Below are 25,335 nucleotides of genomic sequence, written 5' to 3'. Positions count from 1 at the left end.
GCCCTCGGGGGAACGTTATGAGGCGTTCCGCCCTGGGCGGAGAACCGGTCCGGTCAGTGCGGTTATCGCCGCCACGGGCGGTGTTGAAACGGGCAAAATGCCCACGTGGCTCATGGCGTCCCAGCGGTCGCGGGGCCGTCGGGGGTGGCCTGGTACGGGTCAAGGGCCGTTAAAGGCTCTGAGACGTGCTGAGGGGCTCACACGGCGTGCCCGTGTGAGCCCCTCGGGGTCGAAGCGGGTGGTCAGCCCTCGCCGGCGAGGACGGCCACGAGGTCGGCGGCGGTGCGGCAGCGGTCCAGGAGTGCTCCGACGTGGGCCTTGGTGCCGCGCAGGGGTTCCAGGGTGGGGACGCGCTGGAGGGATTCGCGGCCGGGGACGTCGAAGATGACGGAGTCCCAGGAGGCGGCGGCGACGTTGTCGGCGTACTGGGCGAGGCAGCGGCCGCGGAAGTAGGCGCGGGTGTCCTCGGGCGGGGTCTCGATGGCGCGCTGGATCTCGGCCTCGGTGAGGATGCGTTCCATGCGTCCGCGGGAGACGAGCCGGTTGTAGAGGCCCTTCTCGGGGCGGATGTCGCTGTACTGGAGGTCGACGAGCTGCAGGCGTGCGTGGGACCAGTCGAGGTCGTCGCGTTTGCGGTAGCCCTCGAGGAGTTCGAGTTTGGCGACCCAGTCGAGTTCGCGGGAGAGCTGCATGGGGTCGACGGCGAGGCGGTTGAGGACGGATTCCCAGCGGTCGAGGACGTCCTTGGTCATTTCGTCGACGTCGGCGCCGAATTTGTCCTCGACGTATTTGCGGGACTGTTCGAGGTATTCCATCTGGAGCTGGACGGCGGTCATCTTGCGGCCGTCCCTGAGGGTGATGATGTGCTTGCAGGTGGGGTCGTGGGAAATGGCGCGCAGTGAGGCGACGGGCATGTCGACGGAGAGGTCGGCGGTGAGGAAGCCGTCTTCGATCATGGCGAGGACGAGGGCGGTGGTGCCGTTCTTGAGGTAGGTGGAGATCTCGCTCATGTTGGCGTCGCCGATGATGACGTGGAGGCGCCGGTATTTCTCGGGGTCGGCGTGGGGTTCGTCGCGGGTGTTGATGATGGGGCGTTTGAGGGTGGTCTCGAGTCCGACTTCGACTTCGAAGAAGTCGGCGCGCTGGCTGATCTGGAAGCCGTCGCCGCGTCCGTCGACGCCGATGCCGACGCGGCCTGCTCCGCAGACGACCTGGCGGGTGACGAAGAAGGGGGTGAGGTGCCTGACGATTTCGGAGAAGGGGGTTTCCCGTTTCATCAGGTAGTTCTCGTGGCAGCCGTAGCTGGCGCCCTTGTTGTCGGTGTTGTTCTTGTAGAGCTGGATGGGGTGGGTGCCGGGGACGAGGGCGGCGCGGCGTGCGGCGTCGGCCATGACGCGTTCTCCGGCTTTGTCCCAGAGGACGCAGTCGCGGGGGTTGGTGACCTCGGGGGTGGAGTATTCGGGGTGGGCGTGGTCGACGTAGAGGCGTGCGCCGTTGGTGAGGATGACGTTGGCGAGGCCGAGGTCTTCGTCGGTGAGTTGGGTGGGGTCGGCTACTTCGCGGGCCAGGTCGAAGCCTCTGGCGTCGCGTAGGGGGTTCTCCTCTTCGAAGTCCCACCTTGCTCTTCTTGCCCGTGCCGCTGATGCCGCGAGGTACGCGTTGACGACCTGGCTGGAGGTCACCATCGCGTTGGCCCCGGGCTGACCTGGTACGGAGATGCCGTATTCGGTCTCTGTTCCCATGACCCGCCGAACGCTCATGTGTCCGAGCCTAGTGTGGTTGCGGGCGAACTCGGCGACCGGCTCCAAGATCTTGGCCGTTAAAGGTTGCAGATGTGTGAACGGCGGGGAGGCGGGCACCCGTGGGTGCCCGCCTCCGTGTTGTGTCGCTGGTGTCGTTGTTACAGGTATTGGCCTGTGTTGGCGACGGTGTCGATGGAGCGCCCGGCTTCTGCGCCGGTCTTTCCGGAGACGAGGGTGCGGATGTAGACGATCCGTTCGCCCTTCTTGCCGGAGATGCGGGCCCAGTCGTCGGGGTTGGTGGTGTTGGGCAGGTCTTCGTTCTCGTGGAACTCGTCGACGCAGGCGTCGAGGAGGTGCTGGACGCGGAGGCCCTTCTGCCCGGTGTCGAGGAACTGCTTGATGGCCATCTTCTTGGCGCGGTCGACGATGTTCTGGATCATCGCGCCGGAGTTGAAGTCCTTGAAGTAGAGGACTTCTTTGTCGCCGTTGGCGTAGGTGACCTCGAGGAAGCGGTTCTCTTCCGTTTCGGTGTACATGCGTTCGACGGTGGCTTGGATCATGGCTTCGACGGTCTGCTGGCCGTCTCCGCTGTGTTCCTTGACGTCGTCGGGGTGCAGGGGCAGACCGGTGATGAGGTACTTGCTGAAGATGTCCCTGGCTGCTTCGGCGTCGGGTCGTTCGATCTTGATTTTGACGTCGAGGCGGCCAGGTCGCAGGATGGCGGGGTCGATCATGTCTTCGCGGTTGGACGCGCCGATCACGATGACGTTCTCGAGCCCTTCGACGCCGTCGATCTCCGAGAGGAGCTGGGGGACGATCGTGTTCTCGACGTCTGAGGAGACGCCGGATCCGCGGGTCCGGAAGATCGAGTCCATCTCGTCGAAGAAGACGATGACGGGGGTGCCGGCGGAGGCCTTTTCGCGTGCCCGCTGGAAGACCAGGCGGATGTGGCGTTCGGTTTCGCCGACGTATTTGTTGAGGAGTTCGGGGCCCTTGATGTTGAGGAAGAAGGACTTGCCTTCCTGTCCTGTCTTGGCGGCGACCTTCTTGGCGAGGCTGTTGGCGACGGCCTTGGCGATGAGGGTCTTGCCGCAGCCGGGAGGTCCGTAGAGCAGGACGCCCTTGGGGGGGCGGAGTTTGTGCTCTCGGAACAGGTCGGCGTGCAGGTAGGGAAGTTCGACCGCGTCGCGGATCATTTCGATCTGGGAGCCGAGTCCGCCGATCTCCTCGTAGGAGATGTCGGGGACTTCCTCGAGGACGAGTTCTTCGACTTCGGCCTTGTGGATCTTCTCGTAGGCGTATCCGGAGCGCGTGTCGAGCATGAGGCTGTCGCCGGGGCGCAGTTGCATGCCGCGCAGTGGTTCGGCCAGCTTGACGATGCGTTCTTCGTCGGCGTGTGCCACGACGAGGGCGCGTTCGCCGTCGGCGAACACTTCCTTGAGGGACACGACTTCGCCTTGTTGCTCGAATTCGAGGGCCTCGACGACGTTGAGGGCCTCGTTGAGCATCACTTCCTGGCCGGGTCGGAGATCTTCGATCTCCACTGCCGGACTGACGTTCACGCGGAGTTTGCGTCCTCCGGTGAAGATGTCGACCGTGCCATCCTCGCGGGCGTCCAGGAAGATGCCGTATCCGGATGGCGGTTGCGCCAGCCGGTCGACTTCTTCCTTGAGAGCGATGATCTGCTCTCGTGCCTCTCTGAGTGTGGACACGAGTCGCTCGTTCTGGCCTGTCACGGCGGCCAGGTTTGCTTGTGCCTCGTGCAGGCGCTCCTCGAGCACCCGCGTCTGGCGGGGGGATTCCGCGAGCTTCCTGCGCAAAACGGAGATCTCTTCCTCCAGGAAAGAGAGCTGCGTCTGGAGGTCACGAACCTCCTTGTCATGCGCTTTTCGCCCTGCGGCGTCATCACGAGCGGCCACGCCCCGTCACCTCCTCACGAAGAGCCGACGACCTACTGAGACCTTACCTATCTGGCCGCGGTCCGTAACCTGACTATTGTGTTTGCGTTCTGTAGATGACCACATACGAAGAGTGATACCTCCAGGTCAGACCGCTTGTTGAGCTTCAGAGAAACGTCAATGAAACAGAAAAAACCCGGCGTGTCGTCCAGGTGGCGAGACGGTTACGCCTCAGGCGAACCGATGAGGGATTCGCTTTCTGTAACGTCGGGCGGAGTGGTTACGACAGTATTGTCATTACCCGGAGTGAGTTCGGCCGGGGCCGTTTCGGGGTAGGCGCCCTTAGCCGGACGGCGCCTGCGCAACGGCGGGGTGACGCCGTCGGCGAGGCGCCTGGCGGTCACCAGGAAGCCCGTGTGGCCGATCATCCTGTGGTCGGGGCGTACGGCGAGGCCCTCGACGTGCCAGGAGCGCACGAGCGTCTCGAAGGCGTACGGCTCGGCGAAGGAGCCCTGCTCGCGCAGTCCCTCGACGACGCGCGACATCTGGGTGGTCGTGGCGACGTAGCAGCAGATGAGGCCGCCGGGCACGAGGGCCTTGGCCATGGCGTCCAGGCACTCCCACGGGGCGAGCATGTCCAGGACGATCCGGTCGACCTCGGTCTCGGCGATGGCGTCCTCGACGGAGCCGACGGTGAGCTTCCAGGAGGGGTGGGGGCCGCCGAAGAACTTCTCGACGTTCTTGCGGGCGACCTCGGCGAAGTCCTCGCGGCGCTCGTAGGAGGACAGGGAGCCGTGCTCGCCGACGGCCCGCAGCAGGAAGCAGGACAGGGCGCCGGAGCCCGCTCCGGCCTCGACGACCTTGGCGCCGGGGAAGATGTCGGCCATGGCGACGATCTGGCCGGCGTCCTTGGGGTAGACGACGGCGGCTCCGCGCGGCATCCGGACGGCGAAGTCCTGGAGCAGCGGGCGGAAGATCAGGTAGTCGATGCCGCCGGTGGAGCGGACGACGATGCCCTCGGGCCTGCCGATGATCTCGTCGTGCTGAATCCAGCCCTTGTGACCGTGCCACTGCTTGCCGGCCTGCAGGGTCAGCGTGTTGATCCGGCCCTTGGGGTCGGTCAGCTGCACTTGGTCGCCGTCCCGGAGGATGCCGTGGGGTGTGCGGGGCTGTGCTGCTGCTGCGCTGGACTCGGCCGCGGTGCTCTCGGTCATCCCTCAAGGTTATCGGGCTCCGGAGGGCGCCGCGGCGTGCTCGCTCAGGCGCGGCTCAGGAGCCGGTCGACGTCGGCGGCGGCCAGGACGCCGTAGATCTCCCCGGTGGTCTCGAGGAGGAGGAGCTCGCCGGCGGCGGCGCGGCGGACGGCCACGATGAGGTCCTCGCCGGACAGGTCGGCGTCGATGGTGGAGTCGGCGCCGAGGGTGCGGGCGACGTCGGCGGCGCTCGTCCAGGGACTGCGGGCCTCGGGGACGGCGTGGACGGCCGCCTCGCTGACCAGGCCGGTGGGGGTGCCGTCGTGGCCGACGATGACGACGGCTCCCGCCTGGGCCTCTCTGGCGATCTCCAGGGCGCGGGCGAGGGGCGTCTCGCCGGGGACGGCGACGGCGCGGCGGCCGATCCTGCGGGCGTGCAGGAGGGGGATGCGGTCGCGGACGCGTTCGACGCGGATGGCCTGGGTGGCGCCGATCCAGATGAAGGAGGCGAGGAACGCCGCCCACGCCACCATGATCCAGTTGGTGCCGGGTGCGCCGCGGGTGGCGAGCCAGGTTCCGGCGACGAGCAGGCCGATGGCGAGGACGCGTCCGACGTGGGCGGCGGCGATGGTGCCGTCCCTGTCCCTGCCGGTGATCTTCCAGACGACGGCGCGGACCAGGTAGCCGCCGTCGAGGGGCAGGCCGGGCAGCAGGTTGAACACCCCGACGATGAGGTTGGCGACGGTGAGGGCCTGGACCAGCAGGTCGGGGACGGGCGGCAGGTCGGTGAGGGCCAGGACGGCCAGGCCGGCGAGGCCCAGGAGCAGCGACATGGCGGGGCCCGCCGCGGCGACCAGGAAGGACCGTCCGGGGCTGCGGGACTCCCGGTCGATCTGGGTGACGCCGCCGAGGACGTGCAGGACGATCGACCGGACCGGCAGGCCGAACGCGCGGGCCACGGCGGCGTGGCTGATCTCGTGGACCAGGACGGAGGCGTACAGCAGGACGGCGTAGGAGAACGCCACGGCGACCGCTCCTGCTCCGGAGGCGACCTGCCCGGCGGGTTCGCGGAACACGAAGGTGATCACGAGGGCGACGATCGGCCAGCTCCACGAAACGTACACCGGGACCCCGAGGACCCGGCCGATCAGGAGTCCCGGCCCGCGGCCCGCTGCGTTCCCCACGTTCCGATGCTATGGCCTGATCCGGGAGACCGGTCCCGTGCCGCCCGGCGCCGGGCTCCTGCGCGATTCTGTCGGCCGTTTCCCCTACGCTCGGGGCATGACGACCACGGACGCCGCACCCACCGCGATCGGGTCGCTGTCCCCGTCGCGGGCGGGCGACTTCATGACGTGCCCGCTGCTCTACCGCTTCCGGGTGATCGACCGGATTCCGGAGAAGCCGAGCCCCGCGGCGGTCCGCGGCACCCTGGTCCACGCCGTTCTCGAACGGCTGTTCGATCTGCCTGCGGCGGAGCGGACCCCGCAGGCGGCCCAAGCGCTGCTGGATCCGCAGTGGGAGCGGCTGGTCGCCGAGGAGCCGGAGCTGTCGGCGCTGTTCGACGGCGCGGAGGACCAGGCCCAGGAGGAGTGGCTGGCCCAGGCGCACACGATGCTGGAGCGGTATTTCACGCTGGAGGATCCGCAGCGGCTCGAGCCGGCCGACCGGGAGCTGTTCGTGGAGACGGTCCTGCCGACGGGCCTGAAGCTGCGCGGTTACATCGACCGGGTGGACGTGGCCCCCTCGGGTGACGTGCGGATCGTCGACTACAAGACCGGCAGCGCGCCGCGGGCGGACTTCGAGGCGCGGGCGCTGTTCCAGATGAAGTTCTACGCCCTGGTGCTGTGGCGGATCCACGGGCGGGTGCCGCGGCTGCTGCAGCTGATGTACCTGGGCAACGGCGAGGTCCTGCGGTACTCCCCCGATGAGGCCGATCTGCGGGCCACCGAGCGGAAGGTCGAGGCGCTGTGGTCGGCGATCCGCCGGGCGATGGACACCGGGGAGTGGCGGCCTCGGCCGTCGCGGATCTGCGACTGGTGCGATCACAAGGCGCGCTGCCCGGAATACGGCGGCACGCTGCCGCCGCTGCCGGAGAAGTCCGTGGTGGCCGAGCCGGTCCCCTCGCCGCGCGACCAGACCGACGATCTGTGATCCGTGTGCCCGCAATCCGTGTGCGCGTGCGGGCACTCCCCGCTACGGTCGGCCCATGGCCAGTCCTGATCTCTATTTCTCGTGTGACATCGAGGCCGACGGCCCGATCCCGGGCCCGTATTCGATGCTCAGTTTCGGGTTCTCTGTCGCCGGTTCCTATGACGGGGCGGTCTTCACCCACCGGCATCCGTTCGAGAAGACCTACTACGCCGAGCTGAAGCCGATCAGTGACGCCTTCGAGCCGGAGGCGCTGGCCGTCTCGGGGCTCGACCGGGAGAATCTGAAGATCAACGGCCGTGATCCGGCCGAGGCCATGACGGACGCCGCCGCGTGGGTCCGCGAGGTCGCCCGGGAGGCCGGGGCGTTCCCGGTGTTCGCGGCCTACCCGCTGGGCTTCGACTGGATGTGGATGTACCACTATTTCGTGCAGTACGCCGAGGGCGGCTCACCGTTCGGCTTCTCGCGCTGCCTGGACATGAAGTCGCTCTACGCGGCCCGGGGCCGCACCCAGATCCGCGACGCGGTGAAGGCCAAGATGCCCCGCGGCCTGCTCTCCGGCCGGCGCCACACCCACAACGCCCTCGACGACGCCGTGGAGCAGGCCGAACTCCTCCAGAACCTGATGACCTGGGACGGCGCCCGCGCCCGCTAGGTGCATCGGCCTAGAAGGCGGGGGTGGCGCCGGTCGGGTGGGGACCGGCTCCGGTGCGGGCGGCGAGGTTCTTGAGCTTGAAGGCGGCGAAGACGAGGGCGATGCCGAAGAGGATGGAGAACAGGCCGACGACCCAGATGAGGGCGAGGCCGGAGCCGCGCGGCCAGATCAGGAGCACGGCGCCGAACAGGACGGACACGGCGCCGCCCGCCACGTGCCACCAGCTGCCCTCGACGACGTTCCGCGTCATGATCGCCACGATGATCTCGAAGACGCCGGTGACGATCGCCCAGGCGGCGATGACGGTGAGGATGATGAAGGCGGTGGCGCCGGGCCAGATCATGGCCATGAGGCCGAGGGCGATGCCGCACACGCCGGTGAAGCCGAGCCAGCCGCGTGACTTCTCGGGGGTTCCGCCGGCGAACGCCCCGGCGAGGGCGATGGCCCCGTCGACGAGCGCGTAGGCGCCGAAGAGGATCGCCAGGGCCAGGACGGTGATGTCGGGCCACACCCAGGCGACGATCCCGAACAGGATGGCGAACACCCCGCGCAGCGCGAGCAGCCACCATTTCCGGGCGAGTTGGTCGAGCATCGTCCACCTCCCGAGAAGATCTTCTCTTCGGTGGATGCCTCCGCTTCGGTGAACGGAAACCCGCGCGTCGGTCAAATGGGAAGGGCCACGCCCCCGGTAGGCGGCCGGGGGCGTGGCGGGGAGGTCCGTACGGGGAGGACGGACCCCCCTTTCCTTCAGAGGGTCACTGCGTGGCGATGGCCTTGAGGATGTCCATCTTCCCGGCGCGCCAGGCCGGCCACAGCGAGGCGAGGATCCCGATGACCACCGAGAACACGATCCAGAAGACCACCCAGAAGTAGGGGATCGCGAGGACCTGCATGTTGTCGCCGGAGCTGTGCTGAATCGCGATGCCGAACCCGAGTCCGAGGCCGACGCCGAGCAGCCCGCCGAACAGGGCGATGGCGACCGACTCCAGCCTGACCATGCGCCGCATCTGACGGCGGCTCAGGCCGACCGCCCGCAGCAGGCCCAGTTCGCGAGTCCGCTCCGTCACCGACAGCACGATCGTGTTGATCACGCCGAACACCGCGATGATGATCGACAGGGCGAGCATCATCGTGAAGAACGTGGTGGCCAGGTTGAGCGCCGACTGGACCTGCTGCTTCAGGTCCGACTGGTCCTGGACGTCCACACCGGGGAAGGGCTTGGCGACGGCGTCCAGGGACTTGCGGAAGTCGTCACCGGCCTTGGACGTCTTCACCGCGACCATGAACGGCAGCGGGTCGGTGGTGTGCGCCTTCCACACGTCCGGCGACAGGACCACGGATCCCAGGAGCTGGCTCTTGGGGTAGATGCCCTTGACCGTCAGGTTCTCGGTCTTGCCGTCGGGGAAGATCGCCGGGAAGACGCTGCCGACCGTGAGCTTGTCGCTCTCGGCCTGGTCCTCGGAGAGCAGCACGCCGTCGGCGCCCGTGTCGGACGTCCCGGCGATGACCTTGCTGTTGACGACCGACAGCAGCTCGGCGGGGTTGCCGGTGGCGTAGCCGTGGTTGTCCTTGCCGGACTTGAAGGTGCCCAGGCCGATCTCGACCGCCTTGTCGACGTCCTTGAGCTTCTCGACCTGGCTGATCAGGTCCTTGTTCAGCGGGACGTTGGCGTTGCTGGAGGCCACCGTGTAGTCGACGCCGAACTCCTTGCCGACCGTGTCCGCGATCGAGGCGCTCAGCGAGGAGCCGATGACGTTGACGGTGGTGACCAGCGACAGGCCGATCATCAGGGCGACGGCGGTGACCGCGGTGCGGCGCGGGTTGCGGCCCGGGTTCTCCTTGGCCATGCGGCCCGCCACGCCGAAGACCTTCGGGTAGTAGCCGGCCAGGAAGCGGACGACGGGCTTGCCGATGACCGCGGCCAGCATCGCCGCGGCGAGCCACACCAGCAGCACGCCGAGGCCCAGGATCGACAGGGTCTCCTGCGTGTTGCCCGCGTTGCCCGACAGCGCCAGGCTCATGAGGGCGGCGCCCGCCACCGCGACGACCGAGCCGATCACGGCCCTGATGCGCAGCGACCGCTGCGGGATTCCGACGTCGTCGCGCATGGCCGCCACCGGCGGGATCTTCGCCGCGCGGCGGGCCGGGAAGTAGGCCGCGACGCAGGTGACGACGATGCCGACGAGGTAGGCGGCGACCACGGTCATGGGGGTGACGGACAGGCCGCCGCCGAGCTCCAGCCCGAACGAGCCGAAGATCGTCTTCAGGAGGGCGGCGAGCCCGAGGCCCAGCCCCAGCCCCAGGGTGGAGCCGACGAGGCCGACGGCGACCGCCTCGCCGAGCACGGCGCGGGTGACCTGGCGGCGGGAGGCGCCGACCGCCCGCAGCAGGGCCAGCTCGCGGGTCCGCTGGGCGACCAGCATCGAGAAGGTGTTGAAGATGTTGAACGAGCCCACGATGATCGACACGAAGGCGAAGGCCAGCAGGAACGGCCGCATGAAGCTCAGGAACTCGTCGAAGCTCTGCTTGTTCTCCTCCCGGATCTTCTCACCGGTGACGGCCTCGAGCTGCGCCGGCAGGACGGGCTTGATCTGGTCGACGACCTGCTGCTCGTTCACCCCGTCCTTGGCCTTGACCGAGATCGAGGAGAACTCGCCGGGCTTCAGCAGCAGTTTCTGCGCCGTCGCGGTGTCGAAGTAGGTGAGGGTGGCGCCCAGGTTGTTGCCGCCGACGATGCCGACGACCGTGAACGGCTGGATCGACCCCAGGAACTGGATCTTCACCTGGTCGCCGAGCTTGTAGCCGGCCTTCTTCGCCGTCTTGGTGTCCAGGGCGACCTCGGACGGCGCGTTCGGGGTGCGCCCCTCGGTGATCGACCGGTCGCCGTCCTCGGTCCAGTTCAGGCCGAACTGGGGCGGACCGCCGCCGCCGACCAGCTTGTTGTCCTTGTCGATGATGGCCGCGTACCCCTGCACCTGGGGCCAGACCGTCTGGACGCCCGCCAGCCTGCTGACGGTATCGACCGTCGCCTGCGGGATGACCACGCCGGTCTTGAAGTCGCCCTGGCCCTCGCCCTCGAGGACTTTCTTGGCCCGGACGACGGCCGAAGTGTTCTTGCCGAACGAGCCGACGAGGTCGTCGAAGGACTTGGTGACGGTGTCGGTGAAGGTCAGGGTGCCGGCGACGAACGCCACTCCCAGGATGACCGACAGCGCCGTCAGCACCAGTCTGAGCTTGTGCGCCGCGAGATTGCGGAGCGTGACCTTGGTCATCACTGGGACACGACCCCCGGCAGCTCGAAGCCCTTCATGCGCTCCAGGACCTTCTCGGCCGTCGGGCCGGTCATGGTGTCGACGATCCGGCCGTCCTGCAGGAACATGACCTCGTCGGCGTAGGCGGCGGCGGCCGGGTCGTGGGTGACCATGACGATGGTCTGGCCCATCTCCCGCACCGAGGACCGCAGGAACGACAGCACCTCGGCGCCGGACCGCGAGTCCAGGTTGCCGGTCGGCTCGTCGGCGAAGATGATCTCGGGCCGGGAGGCGAGGGCGCGGGCGCAGGCCACGCGCTGCTGCTGGCCGCCCGACAGCTCCGAGGGGCGGTGCTTCAGGCGCGGGCGCAGGCCGACGGTGTCGATGACGTTGTCGAGCCAGGCCTGGTCGGGCTTGCGGCCCGCGATGTCCATCGGCAGCGTGATGTTCTCCAGCGCCGTCAGGGTCGGCACCAGGTTGAACGCCTGGAAGACGAAGCCGATCTTGTCGCGGCGCAGGCGGGTCAGGCGCTTGTCGTCCAGGCGGGACAGCTCGACGTCACCGACGAAGACGGTGCCGGAGGTGACGGCGTCCAGGCCCGCCATGCAGTGCATCAGGGTGGACTTGCCGGACCCGGACGGGCCCATGATGGCGGTGAACCTGCCGCGCGGGATCCCCGCGGTGACGTTGTCCAGCGCCCGGACCTCGGCGTCACCCATCCCGTAGGACTTGGTGACGTTCTCGACGCGGGCGGCGAGCTCGCCCCCTCCGGAGGCGGCATACGGAGCGGCGTGCGACACGGGGTGACTCCCAGGATTCGGTAACAGGGGGAACGTGATTCGAGTTACCCCAACCGTAGGAGTTGATCAGTGTGCGCGGATCGCCCTCGGGAAGGGACTTTGCGCTCCACCCACCGCAGGAGGAGGAGCGAAGATCTCCTCCCCCGGAAGTAGGGGAACCCCGACCCCGAGCCGGGAGAAACCCCGAGCGGCGCCCCTGAGGACCGTGCGGCCGCTAAGATCCTCCGGCTCAGACGCCGCCGGGCCTGATCAGGCCCGTCTCGTAGGCGTAGACGACGGCCTGGACCCGGTCGCGGAGCCCCAGCTTCGCCAGGACGTTGCCCACGTGGGTCTTGATGGTCGTCTCGCTGACGACCAGCTCCCGGGCGATCTCGGCGTTCGACAGGCCCTTGGCGACCTGGCTGAGGACCTCGCGCTCGCGTTCGGTCAAATGCTCCAGGCCCGGCGGCGGACCTTCGTCGGTGACCGACGGCAGCTTGGTGGCGAACCGGTCGAGCAGCCTCCGGGTCACCGACGGCGCCACGATCGCGTCGCCGTTCGCGACGATCCTGATCGCCGTCACGAGGTCCTCCGGCGGGGCGTCCTTCAGCAGGAACCCGCTGGCGCCCGCCCGGACCGCCTCGATGACGTACTCGTCCAGGTCGAAGGTCGTGAGGATCAGCACCTTCGGGTCGTGGGAGCCCGCGCCGGGAGCCCGGTCCCTGACGATCCTGCGGGTGGCCTCGATCCCGTCGACCCCCGGCATCCGGATGTCCATCAGCACCACGTCGGGCATCAGCGACCTGGTCGCCTCGACCGCCGCGGCGCCGTCCCCCGCCTCTCCGACGATCGTCAGGTCGTGCTCCGCCTCGAGGATCAGCTTGAACCCCGTCCGCAGCAGCGGCTGGTCGTCCACCAGCAGGATCCGTACCGCCGCCGTGCTCACAGGGCCTCCAGGGCTCTTGAAAAAGGTTCAGACTTCCAGGGGGAAGCGGGCCCGGACCTCGAACCCGCCGCCGATCCGCGGGCCGATCCGGAGCTCGCCACCATAGAGCGCGACGCGTTCCCGCATGCCCACCAGGCCGTGGCCCGGTGTGTCGGGATCCTCGGTCATCGAGGCCGCCACGCCACGGCCGTTGTCGACGACCTCGAGGGTCAGCGAGCGGTCGGTGTAGCGCAGATGGACCCAGGCCCTGGCGTGCGGCCCCGCGTGCTTGAGGCTGTTGGTGAGGGCCTCCTGGATCAGCCGGTAGGCGGCCAGGTCGACCCCGGTGGAGAGTTTACGGGGGTCGCCGTCGACGTCGAGCTGCACCGCCAGGCCGGTCTCGCGGATCTGCTCGATCAGCCCCGCCAGATCCTCCATGCCGGGCTGCGGCGCCAGCTCCGCGCCGGGCTGCTCGACGTCCCTGTCGGTCCGCAGCACCCCGACGATCCGCCGCATCTCGCTCAGCGCCGTGCGACCGACCTGCTCGATCGTCTCGATCGCCTCGCGGGCCGACTCGGGGTCCTTGGCCATGATCCGGCGGGCCGCCCCCGCCTGGACGGTCATCACCGACACGTGGTGGGCGACGACGTCGTGCAGCTCGCGGGCGATCCGGGACCGCTCCTCGACCCGGGCGGCGCGGGCGTCGGCGAACCTGGCCTTCTCCAGCCGGGCCGCCCTGTCCTCCAGCTCGGCCAGGTAGGAGCGGCGCAGCCGCAGGCTGCGGCCGAGCCACCACACCCCGCAGAACAGGATCGTGTTGCTGATCATGTCGAGGACGCCGCGCTGCCGGTCGTCCAGCAGCATCATGATCTCGAGAGCGGCCAGGGCGGCGGCGCCGCCGAGCGCGCTACGGGCCAGCGGCCGGTGCGCCGCCACGGTGTACACCGCGATCAGGTAGGCGAAGATCTCCCCCGACGCCCCGTAGTCCAGGGCCATCAGGACGGCCTCACCGGCCACCACCCAGGCCAGCACCGCGAGCGGGAACCGCTGCCGCCAGATCAGGGAGAGGATCATCAGGGTGACGATCAGGCCGTTCAGGGCGTCCGCGTGCCGGTAGGCGCTGTCGGGATCGCGGGTGAAGACGAGGCCGATCAGCGACAGGACCAGCAGGAGACCGGCGACCGCGCCGTCCAGAACCTCCGGATGGCCGGCCGACCAGTTGCGCAGGTCACGGATGCGGTCGCTCACCCCTTCACGTTAGGCCCCCGGCCACGGCGAACGTCCCCTCCCGAGTGTGGATCTCGTCCCCCTCCTTAAGAAGGAGAGGGACTCCAAAACCGAGACACGGGGTCCAGGGCCGCGACGGCCACGTCCACGACCGTCGCGGCGGCCACCGCGCAGCACGCCCCCGCCAGGACCGCGCCCAGCACCACGGGGGCGTCCCCCACCGCGACGGCCTGCGCGGTCAGCTGCCCCGCCCCCTGCACCCCGAAGACCTTCTCCACCACGACCGCCCCCGACAGCAGCGCCCCCATGTCGACCCCGAGCTGGGTGGCCAGCGGGACCGCGGCGACCCGCAGCCCGTGCCGCCACACCAGCCGCCGCTCCGCCACCCCGCGCGACCGGGCCGCCCGGACGTGGTCGGCGCCCAGCGTCTCGGCGAGCGTCACCCGGGTCAGCCGGGCGTAGGAGGCGGCCAGGACCAGTCCGAGGGTCAGCCACGGGAGGGCCATCCGCCGCCAGAAGTGCCCCGCCATCGGCGGCCCCGGCTCCACCAGGTGCAGGCCCGCCGCGCCGAGCCCGGCGAACAGCGCCGCCAGCAGCAGCAGGCCGACCAGGAACACCGGGGTCGCCGCCACCCCCAGCACGACGGTGTCGGCCAGCCGCGGCCGCGACAGGCCGCCCACCCCCAGCGCCACCCCGAGCAGCAGCGCCAGCGCGCAGCCTCCGCCCACGAGCAGCACCGTCACCGGCAGCCGGTCCGCCAGCATCCCCGCCACCGGCTCCCCGCTCTGGTAGGACCGGCCGAGATCACCGCGGAGCAGCCCGCCGGCGAACCGGCCGTACTGCACGAACAGCGGCTCGTCGAGGCCGAGGTCGGCGCGGATGGCCGCCAGGGTCTCCGCGCTCGCCCGCGGCCCGCCGATCACCCGTTCGGGATGCGGTGCGACCACGTGCAGCAGGGTGAACACCGCCGCCGACACCAGCCACAGCACCGCGATGGCCGCCGCCGCCCGGCGGACCAGGAACCCCGTCACGGCAGCCGCCGGGTCAGCGCATCGCCCAGCACCGCACAGGCCAGGGTCGCGGCCAGCAGCAGGCCGCCCGGAACCAGGAGCGTCCACCAGGCGGTCCGGTAGGCCTCCTGCCCGTCCGCGAGCATGGCCCCCCAGCTCGTTCCCTGCGCCGCCCCCAGATAGGCCAGCGTCGACTCGGCCGCCACCGCCGCCGGCAGCAGCAGCACCGCCAGCGCCACGACCGGCCCGGCCAGCGCCGGCAGGACCTCGCCCGTCATCACCCGCCACGGCGAGGCGCCCAGCGCCCGCGCCGCCTCCACGTACGCCAGCTCCCGCACGTGCAGCACCCTCGCCCGCACCGCCCTGGCCATCGGCGCCGCCAGCGCGACCGCCACCACCGGCACCACCACCAGCGGGCCTCCGCCGAGCACGACGGCGGCGGCCAGCGCCGCCAGCAGAAACGGGAACGCCAGCAGCACCTCCGTGCCCCGCGCCACGACCGCGTCGGCCGCCCCGCCCAGGAAACCGCCGGCCAGGCCCGCCGCCACCCCCAGGAACGTCGCCAGGGCCGTCGCGGCGAACCCCGTCAGCAGGGAGGTCCTCGCCGCGTAGGCCGCCCTGACCAGGACGTCGCGGCCGAGACCGTCGGCGCCCAGCCAGAACCTGCCGCCGGGCGGGACGGGGGTTCCGTCGGGCCGCAGCCCGAACGCGGGGAAGGCCAGCTGCGGCGGATGGCCCGTCCAGCGAGCCCAGCACGGCGCCAGGGCCGCGAACACCACCAGCGAGACGAGGACGATCAGGGCGCTGCGCACCCGCCCCATCCTTGCCACGACAAGGCGGAGCCCGCCCGTGCCATGCACGGGCGGGCATGAATCCGATCAGTCAGCGATCCGCTACACGGCGTCGACCTTGCGCACCAGCGGCGTGCTCTCCGGGGCCACATAGCCGTCGGGGGCGTTCTCCGGGAAGTGGCAGGCCACCTCGTGGCCGGGGGCCAGCAGCGCCAGCGGCGGCTCGACCTCCTTGCAGATCACCTGCGCCTTCCAGCAGCGCGGATGGAAGTGGCAGGCCGGCGGCGGGTTCAGCGGCGAGGGCACGTCACCGGTCAGCCGGATCCGCTCCCGGCCGCGCGCCGCCCCCGGATCGGGGACGGGCACCGCCGACAGCAGCGCGTTGGTGTAGGGGTGCATCGGCGCGGTGTAGAGGTCCGCCTGGTCGGCGATCTCCACGATCTTGCCGAGGTACATGACCGCGACCCGGTCGGAGATGTGCCGGACCACCGACAGGTCGTGCGCGATCACCACATAGGTGAGGCCCAGCTCGTCCTGCAGGTCCTCCAGCAGGTTCACCACCTGCGCCTGGATCGACACGTCCAGGGCCGACACCGGCTCGTCCGCCACGATCAGCTTCGGCCGCAGCGCCAGGGTCCGGGCGATGCCGATGCGCTGACGCTGGCCGCCGGAGAACTCGTGCGGATAGCGGTTGTAGTGCTCGGGGTTGAGACCCACCAGCTCCAGCAGCTCCTGGACGGCCTTCTTCGTCCCGTTCGGCGTCTCGATCTTCTGCAACCCGAACGGAGCACCCACGATCGAGCCGACCGTCTTGCGCGGGTTCAGCGACGAGTACGGGTCCTGGAAGATCATCTGAATGTCGCGGCGCAGCGGGCGCATCCCGCCCTGCGACAGCTTCGTGATGTCCCGGCCCTCGAAGAAGATCGAACCCGCCGTGGAGTCCAGCAGCTTCATGATCATCCGGCCGGTGGTCGTCTTGCCGCAGCCCGACTCCCCCACCAGACCCAGCGTCTCGCCCTTGCGGACCGAGAAGCTGACCCCGTCCACGGCCTTGACCGCCGCGACCTGGCGGCGCAGCAGGCCCGCGTGGACCGGGAAGTGCTTGCGCAGCCCCTCCACGCGCAGCAGCGCCTCCCCCGCGGGAGCCTCCCCGGCGGAGGCCACCGCTTCCGGCTCCCCGACCGTGCTCACGTTCTCTTCAGTCACAGTTTCGGCCTGATCTCTTCGTCCCAGATTTCCCGGCGCCGCTCCAGCGGCAGATGACACGCCGCCTTGTGGCCCGGAGCCAGCTCCCGCAGCAGCGGCACCTCGGTCTCGCTCTTGCCCCCGTTCAGCTCCGCGAACGCGCAGCGCGGATGGAAGGCGCACCCCGACGGCAGGTTGATCAGCGACGGAGGGGAGCCCTTGATGGGCAGCAGCCGCTCGGTCCGCTCCCGGTCCATCCGCGGCATCGACCCCAGCAGGCCCCAGGTGTAGGGGTGCAGCGGACCGTGGAAGACGTCCTCGACCGAGGCGTACTCGACCGCGTTGCCGCCGTACATCACCAGGACGTCGTCGGCGAGCTCGGCGACCACGCCGAGGTCGTGGGTGATCATGATGATGGCGGAGTTGAACTCCTGCTGCAGATCACGCAGCAGATCCAGGATCTGCGCCTGCACCGTGACGTCCAGCGCCGTCGTCGGCTCGTCGGCGATCAGCAGCTCCGGGTCGCACGACAGCGCCATCGCGATCATCGCGCGCTGCCGCATGCCGCCGGAGAACTGGTGCGGATAGTCGTCGACCCGCTTGTCCGGCGTCGGGATCCCCACCCGGCCCAGCATGTCGATCGCGTGCTTGCGCGCCACCGACTTGGAGACGTCGTTGTGGATCCGGTACGCCTCGATGATCTGCGAACCCACCGAGTAGAAGGGGTGCATCGACGACAGCGGATCCTGAAAGATCATCGCCATGTTCTTGCCGCGCAGCCTGCGGACCTGGTCCGGAGAGGAACCGACGATCTCGTTGCCGTCCAGCCAGATCTCGCCCGAGACCTTGGAGTTGCGGCGGTTGTGCAGGCCCAGGATGCCCAGGCTCGTCACCGACTTGCCCGAACCCGACTCGCCGACGATGCCCAGCGTGCGGCCGCGGTCGAGCTTGAAGTTCAGGCCGTCAACGGACTTGACCAGGCCGTCGTCCGTCGGGAAGTGGATCCTGAGGTCGCGGACCTCGAGGAAGGAGGTCGGCTCGGCCGTGTGCGCCTCGTCGGAACCGACCCGGCCGGCCAGTTCCTCGCGCGGCATCTTGTCACCCATGCCCATCAGCTGAGCCTCACCCTCGGGTCGACCACGGCGTAGAGAAGGTCCACGATCAGGCTCGCGACGACGATGAAGACCGTCGCCAGGAGCACCACGCCCATGACCATCGGCAGGTCGCCCTTCTCGATCGAGCTGATCGACAGGGTGCCCAGCCCCGCGTAGCTGTAGGTGCTCTCGGTCAGGACCGCGCCGCCCAGCAGCAGCCCCAGGTCCAGGCCGAAGATCGTGAGAATCGGGGTCAGCGACGCGCGCAGCGCGTGCCGCACGACGACCGTCCGTTCCGGCAGGCCCTTGGCCCGCGCGGTGCGGATGTAGTCCTCGTTCAGGGTCTCCAGCATCCCCGCCCTCGTCAGACGCGCATAAAGGGCGGCGTACAGGAACGCCAGCGTGATCCAGGCGAGGGACAGATGGTTGGCCCACTCGAGCGGATCGTCCTTGAAGTTGACGTACTGCGTACTCGGAATGATCTTCAGCCAGTAGGAGAAGATCGCCAGTGACAGCAGGCCGGTGAAGTAGATCGGCAGCGACACGCCCGCCAGGGCGATCGCCATGGCCGCACGGTCCAGGACCGTGCCCCGCTTCAGGGCGGACAGCACACCGATCGACACCCCGCCGATGAGCCACAGCACCGCCGCTCCCACCGCCAGCGACAAGGTCACCGGAGCCCGGTCCATCAGCGTCGGCAGCACCGGTTCGTTGTTGACGAAGGAGTAGCCGAGGCACGGCGGCGGGCAGTGGTTCACTTCCGGGCCGTTGCTGTAGTCCTGGCCGACGACGATGCCCTTGACGTAGCGGGCGTACTGGATCGGGAACGGGTCGTCGAGCCCGAGCCGCTCCTTGGTCGCCGCGACGGCCTCGGCGGTCGGAGCCTTCCCGACGTACTTGGTCGCGAGGTCGTCGGGGCTCGCGCCCGCCAGCCTCGGCAACAGGAAGAAGATGGCGAAGGTGACCAGGCTGACGATCAGCAGGAGGCCGACCGCGCCCAGGAGGCGTCTGATGATGAAAGAGAACAAGGGGGGCGGCCGGGCGGAGCGGTGGGCGCCCCGCGGATCACGCGGGACACCCACCGTCCACCACTAGGCCTTCACCTACCTTCTAGCAAGCAGTGAAGACGGTACGCAGGACTACTTGACGCCCAGGTGGACGTAGTCGTACATGCCGCTGTAGGCGGGCGAGACGTACACGTTCGTCAGGCTCGCGGGGCGGTAGAGGAGCTGGCTGGAGTAGACGAGCGGAACGATGCCGGCCTCGGCCATGACGGTCTGGTCGATCTGCGCGTAGAGCTTCTCGCGAGCGGCCTTGTCCGGGGTCTCCGCGGCCTGGTCGAGCAGCTTGTCGACCTCCGGGTTCTTGGTCTCCTGGTAGTTGGAGTTACCGGAGGGCTTGATGGCGCGGCTGTCCACGATCTGCGACAGGAAGCCGAAGCCGGACGGCCAGTCGGCACCCCACTTGGTGAAGATGATGCCGATCTTGTTCTTGTGGATGTAGTCCGGGGAGGCGTGCAGCGTGGTGATGTAGTCGCTGAACGGGGCGTTCTTGAAGGTCACCTTGATGCCGACCCGGGCGAAGCCCTGCTGCAGACCGGCCTGCATCTGCATTTCCTTCGGACGGTCCGAGCGGGCCGACATCACGATGTCGAAGCCGTTCGGCTTGCCGCAGGCGGCCAGCTCTTCCTTGGCCTTGGCCACGTCACCGTGGTTGTCCGGGCCCGACGGGTAGGCGTCGGCCTTGACGTAACCGCTGACGGTCGACGGGACGATCGTCGTGGCGATCTGGCCACCGGTCACCGGCCCGCCGAAGGCGGTCTGCGCGGCGAGCTTGTCGGTCGCGTAGGCCACGGCCTTGCGGCAGTGGATGTTGTCCAGCGGCGCGACGGTCTGGTTCAGCGCCAGGTAGGACAGCGTGCCACCGGTGGAGACGTCGCTGAGCTTCTTCTGGTCCGTGTTGCCCAGGATCTTGCCCTGAGCCGGGACCTGGACGCCGACACCGGCGAGGTCGAGGTCGAGGCCGCCCGACAGAAGACGGTTGTCGATGTCGTTCGCGTCCTGGCCGAGCTGAACCTCGATCTTGTCCGGCAGGGCCGTGCGGATCGGGTCGCTCGCCTGGTCCCAGCTCGGGTTGCGGGACATCGACAGCGACTTGCCGACCGCGTAGGCGTCGATCTTGTAAGGACCGGAGGAGACGACGGCCTTCTTGTAGTCCAGGCCCTTGTCCTTGGCCTTCGGCACCGGAGCGGTCTGCGGCATCGACGCGAGGTAGTCGAACTCCGCGAACTTCTTGCTCAGCTTGAAGACGACGGTCGAGTCGTCCGGCGTCTCGATGCTCTTGAAGTCGGCCTTGTCGTCGTACGGGCCCTTGTACTTGTCCGGGTCGGCCAGGTACTGCTTGAAGTACTTCGGACCGGTCTGCAGCTGCTTCGAGTAGTTCGAGCGCTCGACCGCGTACTTGACGTCCTTCGAGGTGATCGGAGTGCCGTCGTCGTACTTCAGGCCGGGACGCAGCGTGTAGGTCCAGGACAGGCCGTCGTCGGAGGGCTTGCCCAGATCCGTCGCCAGGTCGGGGACCAGTTCCAGGTTGCCCGTGCCCGGTACCGGCTTGAAGGTGACCAGCGCGCGTGCGTACAGACGCGAGAAGTTCCACTGCAGGGCCGCGTAGGTGTCACCCGGGTCGAGCGAGTCGAAGTCGTCCGACAGGGCGATGCGGAGCGTGCCGCCCTTCTTGTCGGAGGCGTTGACGACCTTGGTCAGCGCGTCGTTCTGGGCGGTGGAACCGCCGCCACCGCCGCCACCGGTGCTCGTGTCGTCATCGCCGCCACCGCAGGCGGCGAGGACCGACGTGAGCAGGAGACCTGCCGCTGCCAGCGCGATTGGTTTGGTCTTCTTCATACAGACCGATTTCCCTTCAGACGAGACGGAGGAGAGAGAGACCGGACTCAACGTGCCCGGGGGTCGAGAGCATCACGGAGACCGTCGCCCAGAAGGTTGAAGGCCATGACCGTGATGAAGATCGCCATGCCGGGGACGACCATGTAGAACGGGGTGCTCTGGTAGGTCGGCACGGCGAGGGTGAGCATGTTGCCCCACGACGGCTCGGGGGGGATGATCCCGACGCCGAGGAACGACAGCGCCGCCTCGAACAGGATGTTCGTGGGAATCAGCAGCGTCGAGTAGACGAGGATCGGGCCGAACAGGTTCGGCAGGATCTCACGGAAGAAGATATGGAAATGGCCGGCGCCGAGTGCGCGCGAGGCGTCCACGAATTCGCGTTCGCGAAGCGACAATGCCTGGCCGCGGATGATGCGTCCGACATAAGGCCAGTTGAAGAAGCCGATCACGAAGATCAGCACCCAGATGCGCAGCCCGTTCTGCTTCAGCCCGAGGACCTCGTCCGGGACGACGCCGACGAGCGCGATCGCGAACAGCAGCAGCGGGAAGGCCAGGAAGACGTCCATGGCGCGGGCGATGAGCGTGTCGATCCAGCCGCCGAAATACCCTGCGAGCCCGCCCAGGACCGAGCCGATCACCACCGACAGGATCGTGGCGAGGAAGGCGACGAGCAGGGAGACCCGGGCGCCCTTGACGATCCGCGCGAGGAGGTCGGCACCGTAGGTCGGCTCGACGCCGAACCAGTGGTCCTTGCTGATCCCCGAGTGCAGGAAACCGTCCTTGGGCCGCTGGAGGGTCGTGTCGATGAGGTCCTGGTTGAGCTTCAGGGGATCCTGGAGGAACCAGGGCCCCACGATCGCGATCACGATCAGGAGCAGCACGACGACACCGCCGCCGAGCGCCACCTTGTCGCGCTTCAGCCTCAGCCAGGCGATCTGCCCCAGGGATCGCCCCTCGATGGCCTTGCCGCTGACGCCCTTGAGCAGGTCTTCAGGGTGGGCCTCAGTCTCAGACCCTGACACCTCGATCGGTGCGGCCACGCTTCACGAACCTCCACACCCGGCCGGCGTCATCGCCGCGGCCGCCCCGCACCGCCCTCGTGCTTGTGGCACGCCTGCGGGCGGCGGGCTCGACCGCCGTACCGGAAAGTAATTGCCTGTCCGAAGCGAATCTCCTGGTGTGAGGGGCCCGACGCCAGTCCCCGTATCTAGATCGTGATGTCCCCGTAGCCTGACAACAACTGGGCCCTGACAAAGAAACGGACATAGAGCACACGAGGCGCTCTATGTCCGTTTGGACACATCATGGAATTTTGATCGGCCGCGGGAACTCTTCGCGGTTCAGGCCTTCCGACAAGGCACGATGCGGGCGAACACAATGATCAGTCCGCAGATCGTCCCGCGCCACCCTTCTGTTAAGAAAGGTCTCGGTCGCGCGTCTCTTCCTTAAGAATCGGCGTTCTCGGGGAAGTGGCAGGCGACCTGATGGCCCCGCTTGATCTCCAGCAGCGGCGGCTGCTGGGTCTTGCAGATGTCCTGCGCCTTCCAGCACCGGGTGTGGAAATGGCAGCCCGGCGGCGGGTTCAGCGGCGAGGGCACGTCGCCCGTCAGCCGGATGCGCTCCCGCTCCTTGCGCGCGCTCGGGTCCGGGATCGGGACCGCCGACAGCAGCGCGATGGTGTAGGGGTGCATCGGCCGGACGTAGAGGTCGGCCTGGTCGGCGACCTCTACCATGCGGCCCAGGTACATCACGCCGACGCGGTCGGAGATGTGGCGGACCACCGACAGGTCGTGCGCGATCACCACATAGGTGAGGCCGAGCTCGTTCTGCAGGTCCTCCAGCAGGTTCACCACCTGCGCCTGGATCGACACGTCGAGCGCGGAGACCGGCTCGTCGGCGACGATCAGCTTCGGCCGCAGCGCCAGGGTCCGGGCGATGCCGATGCGCTGACGCTGGCCGCCGGAGAACTCGTGCGGATAGCGGTTGTAGTGCTCGGGGTTCAGGCCCACCAGCTCGAGCAGCTCCTGGACGGCCTTCTTCGTCCCGTTCGGCGTCTCGATCTTCTGCAGCGCGAACGGAGCGCTCACGATCGAGCCGACCGTCTTGCGCGGGTTCAGCGACGAGTACGGGTCCTGGAAGATCATCTGAATGTCGCGGCGCAGCGGGCGCATCCCGCCCTGCGACAGCTTCGTGATGTCCCGGCCCTCGAACTTGATGCTGCCGCCGGTCGGCTCGAGCAGCTTCATGATCATGCGTCCGGTCGTGGTCTTGCCACAGCCGGACTCCCCCACCAGGCCCAGCGTCTCGCCCTTGCCGACCGAGAAGCTGACCCCGTCCACCGCCTTGACGGCCGCGACCTGGCGGCGCAGCAGACCGGCATGGACCGGGAAGTGCTTCTGCAGGTCGGTGACCTCGAGCAGCGGCGTTTCGGACATGTTCATCTTCCTCAGAGGTTCGGCCTGATCTGGGTCTCCCAGATCTGCTGGCGCTGCTCGGCGGTCAGGTGGCAGGCGACACGGTGCCTGCCCTGGCCGGTGTACTCCAGCTCGGGACGGACGGTCTGGCTCTTGCCCTCCGTGAGCTCCGCGTAGCCGCAGCGCGGATGGAACGCGCACCCCGACGGCAGGTTGATCAGCGACGGCGGCGTGCCCTTCACCGGCATCAGCCGGTCGGTGCGCTCACGGTCCAGGCGCGGCATCGACCCGAGCAGGCCCCAGGTGTAGGGGTGCTGCGGCTGGTGGAACAGCTCCTCCACCGTGCCCTGCTCGATCGAGCGCCCGCCGTACATGACCATGATCCGGTCCGACAGCTCGGCGACCACGCCGAGGTCGTGGGTGATCATGATGATGGCGGAGTTGAACTCCTGCTGCAGATCACGCAGCAGGTCCAGGATCTGGGCCTGCACCGTGACGTCGAGGGCCGTGGTGGGCTCGTCGGCGATGAGCAGCTCGGGGTCGCAGGACAGCGCCATCGCGATCATCGCGCGCTGCCGCATGCCGCCGGAGAACTGGTGGGGATAGTCGTCGACGCGCTTGTCCGGCGTCGGGATGCCGACCCGGCCCAGCATGTCGATGGCGTGCTTGCGGGCCACCGACTTGGAGACGTTGTTGTGGATCCGGTAGGCCTCGATGATCTGCGCGCCCACCGAGTAGAAGGGGTGCATCGACGACAGCGGATCCTGAAAGATCATCGCCATGTTCTTGCCGCGCAGCCTGCGGACGTCGTCCGGCGGGGCCGAGACGAGTTCCTTGCCGTCGAGCCAGATCTCGCCCGAGACCCTGGAGTTGCGGCGGTTGTGCAGGCCCAGGATGCCCAGGCTGGTCACCGACTTGCCCGAACCGGACTCGCCGACGATGCCCAGGGTCTGGCCGCGCTCGAGCTCGAAGTTCAGGCCGTCAACGGACTTGACCAGGCCGTCGTCCGTCGGGAAGTGGATCTTGAGGTCGCGGACCTCGAGGAACGACGCGGGCTTGCCGGAACCGACCGGTCCCACGTCGGGAGCGCCTTCGAATGCGGTGCTCATCTAGCTCAGCCTCACCCTCGGGTCGACGACGGCGTAAAGGACGTCCACGATCAGGCTCGCGATCACGATGAAGATCGTCGCGACGAGGACCACGCCCATGACCATGGGCAGGTCACCGCTGGAGATCGACTCGATCGACAGGGCGCCCAGGCCCGGCAGGCTGAACGTCTGCTCGGTCAGGACCGCGCCGCCCAGCAGCAGCCCCAGGTCCAGGCCGAAGATCGTGAGAATCGGGGTCAGCGACGCGCGCAGCGCGTGCCGGGTGATGACGGTCCGCTCGGGCAGGCCCTTGGCCCGCGCGGTGCGGATGTAGTCCTCGTTCAGGGTCTCCAGCATCCCCGCCCTCGTCAGACGCGCGTACAGCGCGGCGTACAGGAACGCCAGCGTCACCCACGGCAGCACCAGGGACTGGAACCACAGCCCCGGGTTCTCCGTGAAGGCGGTGTAGGAGCCGCCCGCGGGGAACCAGCCCAGCCCGTAGGAGAAGATCGCCAGCGAGAGGAGACCGGTGAAGTAGATGGGCAGCGACACGCCCGCCAGGGCGACGCCCATCGAGGCCCGGTCGAACAGGCTGCCGCGCTTGAGCGCCGACAGCACGCCGATCCCCACGCCGAGCACCAGCCAGATGATCGACGCGCCGAGGGCCAGCGAGATCGTCACCGGAGCCCGGTCGATCAGGGTCGGCAGCACGGGCTCGTTGTTGCGGAAGGAATAGCCCAGGCACGGCGCCGAGCAGTGCTCGACCTCGGTACCGGTCTGGAAGTCCTGTCCGGCCACGATGCCCTTGACGAACCGGCCGTACTGCACGGCGATCGGATCGTCGAGGCCGAGCCGTTCCTTGACGTCGACGATCGCCTCGGGCGTCGGAGCCTTGCCGACGTACTTGGCGGCCAACTGGTCGGTGCTCTGTCCCGCGATCTTCGGCAGGAGGAAGAAGATGCCGAAGGTGACCATGCTGACGATGACCAGCATGGCGACCGCGCCCAAAAGGCGCCTGACGATGAATGCAAACAC

General features: G+C 68.6%; 21 protein-coding genes. 2 read left to right on the top strand and 19 right to left on the bottom strand.

Going from position 1 to position 25,335, the window contains the following annotated elements; genetic code table 11:
• Positions 1 to 242: 242 nt before the first annotated feature.
• The 4 genes from dop to ABD785_RS09255 all read right to left on the bottom strand — a co-directional run bounded on the left by dop (position 243) and on the right by ABD785_RS09255 (position 6,017).
• Complete coding sequence (gene dop / locus ABD785_RS09270) at positions 243 to 1,760, bottom strand: depupylase/deamidase Dop (RefSeq protein ID WP_344824730.1); 1,518 nt, start codon at positions 1,758 to 1,760, stop codon at positions 243 to 245.
• A 140-nt stretch (positions 1,761 to 1,900) separates the two neighbouring features.
• Positions 1,901 to 3,661 (bottom strand): proteasome ATPase, encoded by a 1,761-nt coding sequence (arc, locus tag ABD785_RS09265; RefSeq protein WP_344824727.1) that lies wholly within the window; start codon positions 3,659 to 3,661, stop codon positions 1,901 to 1,903.
• A 203-nt stretch (positions 3,662 to 3,864) separates the two neighbouring features.
• Positions 3,865 to 4,854 carry a tRNA (adenine-N1)-methyltransferase gene (locus tag ABD785_RS09260; protein WP_344824724.1) on the bottom strand — a complete coding sequence of 330 codons (990 nt, stop codon included), beginning with the start codon at positions 4,852 to 4,854 and terminating at the stop codon, positions 3,865 to 3,867.
• A gap of 44 nt (positions 4,855 to 4,898) precedes the next feature.
• Positions 4,899 to 6,017, bottom strand: coding sequence for a site-2 protease family protein (locus ABD785_RS09255; RefSeq protein ID WP_344824721.1), 1,119 nt, complete (start codon positions 6,015 to 6,017; stop codon positions 4,899 to 4,901).
• Positions 6,018 to 6,114: 97 nt separating this feature from the next.
• On the opposite strand from ABD785_RS09255, the gene ABD785_RS09250 reads away from it, so the two are divergent.
• Positions 6,115 to 6,984: a RecB family exonuclease gene (locus ABD785_RS09250; protein WP_344824718.1), complete on the top strand. Its 870-nt coding sequence runs from the start codon at positions 6,115 to 6,117 to the stop codon at positions 6,982 to 6,984.
• A gap of 55 nt (positions 6,985 to 7,039) precedes the next feature.
• A complete protein-coding gene (locus tag ABD785_RS09245; RefSeq protein ID WP_344824715.1) occupies positions 7,040 to 7,636 on the top strand; it encodes an exonuclease in 597 nt (198 codons plus the stop codon).
• 10 nt (positions 7,637 to 7,646) lie between these two features.
• On the opposite strand, the gene ABD785_RS09240 is transcribed toward ABD785_RS09245, so the two are convergent.
• From ABD785_RS09240 to ABD785_RS09170, 15 genes are all read right to left on the bottom strand, one after another.
• Positions 7,647 to 8,228 (bottom strand): HdeD family acid-resistance protein, encoded by a 582-nt coding sequence (locus ABD785_RS09240; protein WP_344824712.1) that lies wholly within the window; start codon positions 8,226 to 8,228, stop codon positions 7,647 to 7,649.
• A gap of 163 nt (positions 8,229 to 8,391) precedes the next feature.
• Positions 8,392 to 10,908 carry an ABC transporter permease gene (locus ABD785_RS09235; protein ID WP_344824709.1) on the bottom strand — a complete coding sequence of 839 codons (2,517 nt, stop codon included), beginning with the start codon at positions 10,906 to 10,908 and terminating at the stop codon, positions 8,392 to 8,394.
• Positions 10,908 to 11,606 (bottom strand): ABC transporter ATP-binding protein, encoded by a 699-nt coding sequence (locus tag ABD785_RS09230; RefSeq protein WP_344825622.1) that lies wholly within the window; start codon positions 11,604 to 11,606, stop codon positions 10,908 to 10,910. The genes ABD785_RS09235 and ABD785_RS09230 overlap by 1 nt, the downstream gene beginning before the upstream one ends.
• A gap of 310 nt (positions 11,607 to 11,916) precedes the next feature.
• Positions 11,917 to 12,612, bottom strand: coding sequence for a response regulator (locus ABD785_RS09225; protein ID WP_344824705.1), 696 nt, complete (start codon positions 12,610 to 12,612; stop codon positions 11,917 to 11,919).
• 27 nt (positions 12,613 to 12,639) lie between these two features.
• On the bottom strand, positions 12,640 to 13,839 hold the full coding sequence (locus ABD785_RS09220; RefSeq protein WP_344824702.1) for a sensor histidine kinase: 1,200 nt from the start codon (positions 13,837 to 13,839) through the stop codon (positions 12,640 to 12,642).
• A 65-nt stretch (positions 13,840 to 13,904) separates the two neighbouring features.
• A complete protein-coding gene (locus ABD785_RS09215; protein ID WP_344824699.1) occupies positions 13,905 to 14,849 on the bottom strand; it encodes an ABC transporter permease in 945 nt (314 codons plus the stop codon).
• Complete coding sequence (locus ABD785_RS09210) at positions 14,846 to 15,640, bottom strand: ABC transporter permease (RefSeq protein WP_344824696.1); 795 nt, start codon at positions 15,638 to 15,640, stop codon at positions 14,846 to 14,848. The genes ABD785_RS09215 and ABD785_RS09210 overlap by 4 nt, the downstream gene beginning before the upstream one ends.
• An 81-nt stretch (positions 15,641 to 15,721) precedes the next feature.
• Complete coding sequence (locus ABD785_RS09205) at positions 15,722 to 16,810, bottom strand: ABC transporter ATP-binding protein (RefSeq protein WP_425547756.1); 1,089 nt, start codon at positions 16,808 to 16,810, stop codon at positions 15,722 to 15,724.
• Positions 16,811 to 16,821: 11 nt separating this feature from the next.
• A complete protein-coding gene (locus ABD785_RS09200; RefSeq protein WP_344824694.1) occupies positions 16,822 to 17,910 on the bottom strand; it encodes an ABC transporter ATP-binding protein in 1,089 nt (362 codons plus the stop codon).
• 5 nt (positions 17,911 to 17,915) lie between these two features.
• Entirely contained in the window at positions 17,916 to 18,926 is a 1,011-nt protein-coding gene (locus ABD785_RS09195; protein ID WP_344824691.1) for an ABC transporter permease, read from the bottom strand.
• 111 nt (positions 18,927 to 19,037) lie between these two features.
• Positions 19,038 to 20,798 (bottom strand): ABC transporter substrate-binding protein, encoded by a 1,761-nt coding sequence (locus tag ABD785_RS09190; RefSeq protein ID WP_344824687.1) that lies wholly within the window; start codon positions 20,796 to 20,798, stop codon positions 19,038 to 19,040.
• A 47-nt stretch (positions 20,799 to 20,845) separates the two neighbouring features.
• A complete protein-coding gene (locus ABD785_RS09185) occupies positions 20,846 to 21,838 on the bottom strand; it encodes an ABC transporter permease (protein WP_425547752.1) in 993 nt (330 codons plus the stop codon).
• Between the two features lie 405 nt (positions 21,839 to 22,243).
• Positions 22,244 to 23,239, bottom strand: coding sequence for an ABC transporter ATP-binding protein (locus ABD785_RS09180; RefSeq protein WP_425547751.1), 996 nt, complete (start codon positions 23,237 to 23,239; stop codon positions 22,244 to 22,246).
• A gap of 5 nt (positions 23,240 to 23,244) precedes the next feature.
• Entirely contained in the window at positions 23,245 to 24,321 is a 1,077-nt protein-coding gene (locus ABD785_RS09175) for an ABC transporter ATP-binding protein (protein ID WP_344824681.1), read from the bottom strand.
• Positions 24,322 to 25,335: an ABC transporter permease gene (locus ABD785_RS09170; RefSeq protein WP_344824678.1), complete on the bottom strand. Its 1,014-nt coding sequence runs from the start codon at positions 25,333 to 25,335 to the stop codon at positions 24,322 to 24,324.

This window comes from Actinocorallia longicatena, from assembly GCF_039534125.1.
Lineage (GTDB): Bacteria > Actinomycetota > Actinomycetes > Streptosporangiales > Streptosporangiaceae > Actinocorallia > Actinocorallia longicatena.
The sequence above is the reverse complement of the archived record's forward strand: the minus strand, read 5'-3'. Positions and strand labels throughout refer to the sequence as shown.

Coding starts and splice junctions, on each gene's coding strand:
- dop (WP_344824730.1), bottom strand. CDS start 1,760: ATGAGCGTTCGGCGGGTCATGGGAACAGAGACCGAATACGGCATCTCC.
- ABD785_RS09260 (WP_344824724.1), bottom strand. CDS start 4,854: ATGACCGAGAGCACCGCGGCCGAGTCCAGCGCAGCAGCAGCACAGCCC.
- ABD785_RS09250 (WP_344824718.1), top strand. CDS start 6,115: ATGACGACCACGGACGCCGCACCCACCGCGATCGGGTCGCTGTCCCCG.
- ABD785_RS09245 (WP_344824715.1), top strand. CDS start 7,040: ATGGCCAGTCCTGATCTCTATTTCTCGTGTGACATCGAGGCCGACGGC.
- ABD785_RS09240 (WP_344824712.1), bottom strand. CDS start 8,228: ATGCTCGACCAACTCGCCCGGAAATGGTGGCTGCTCGCGCTGCGCGGG.
- ABD785_RS09235 (WP_344824709.1), bottom strand. CDS start 10,908: ATGACCAAGGTCACGCTCCGCAATCTCGCGGCGCACAAGCTCAGACTG.
- ABD785_RS09230 (WP_344825622.1), bottom strand. CDS start 11,606: ATGGGTGACGCCGAGGTCCGGGCGCTGGACAACGTCACCGCGGGGATC.
- ABD785_RS09200 (WP_344824694.1), bottom strand. CDS start 17,910: ATGGGTGACAAGATGCCGCGCGAGGAACTGGCCGGCCGGGTCGGTTCC.
- ABD785_RS09190 (WP_344824687.1), bottom strand. CDS start 20,798: ATGAAGAAGACCAAACCAATCGCGCTGGCAGCGGCAGGTCTCCTGCTC.
- ABD785_RS09180 (WP_425547751.1), bottom strand. CDS start 23,239: ATGAACATGTCCGAAACGCCGCTGCTCGAGGTCACCGACCTGCAGAAG.
- ABD785_RS09175 (WP_344824681.1), bottom strand. CDS start 24,321: ATGAGCACCGCATTCGAAGGCGCTCCCGACGTGGGACCGGTCGGTTCC.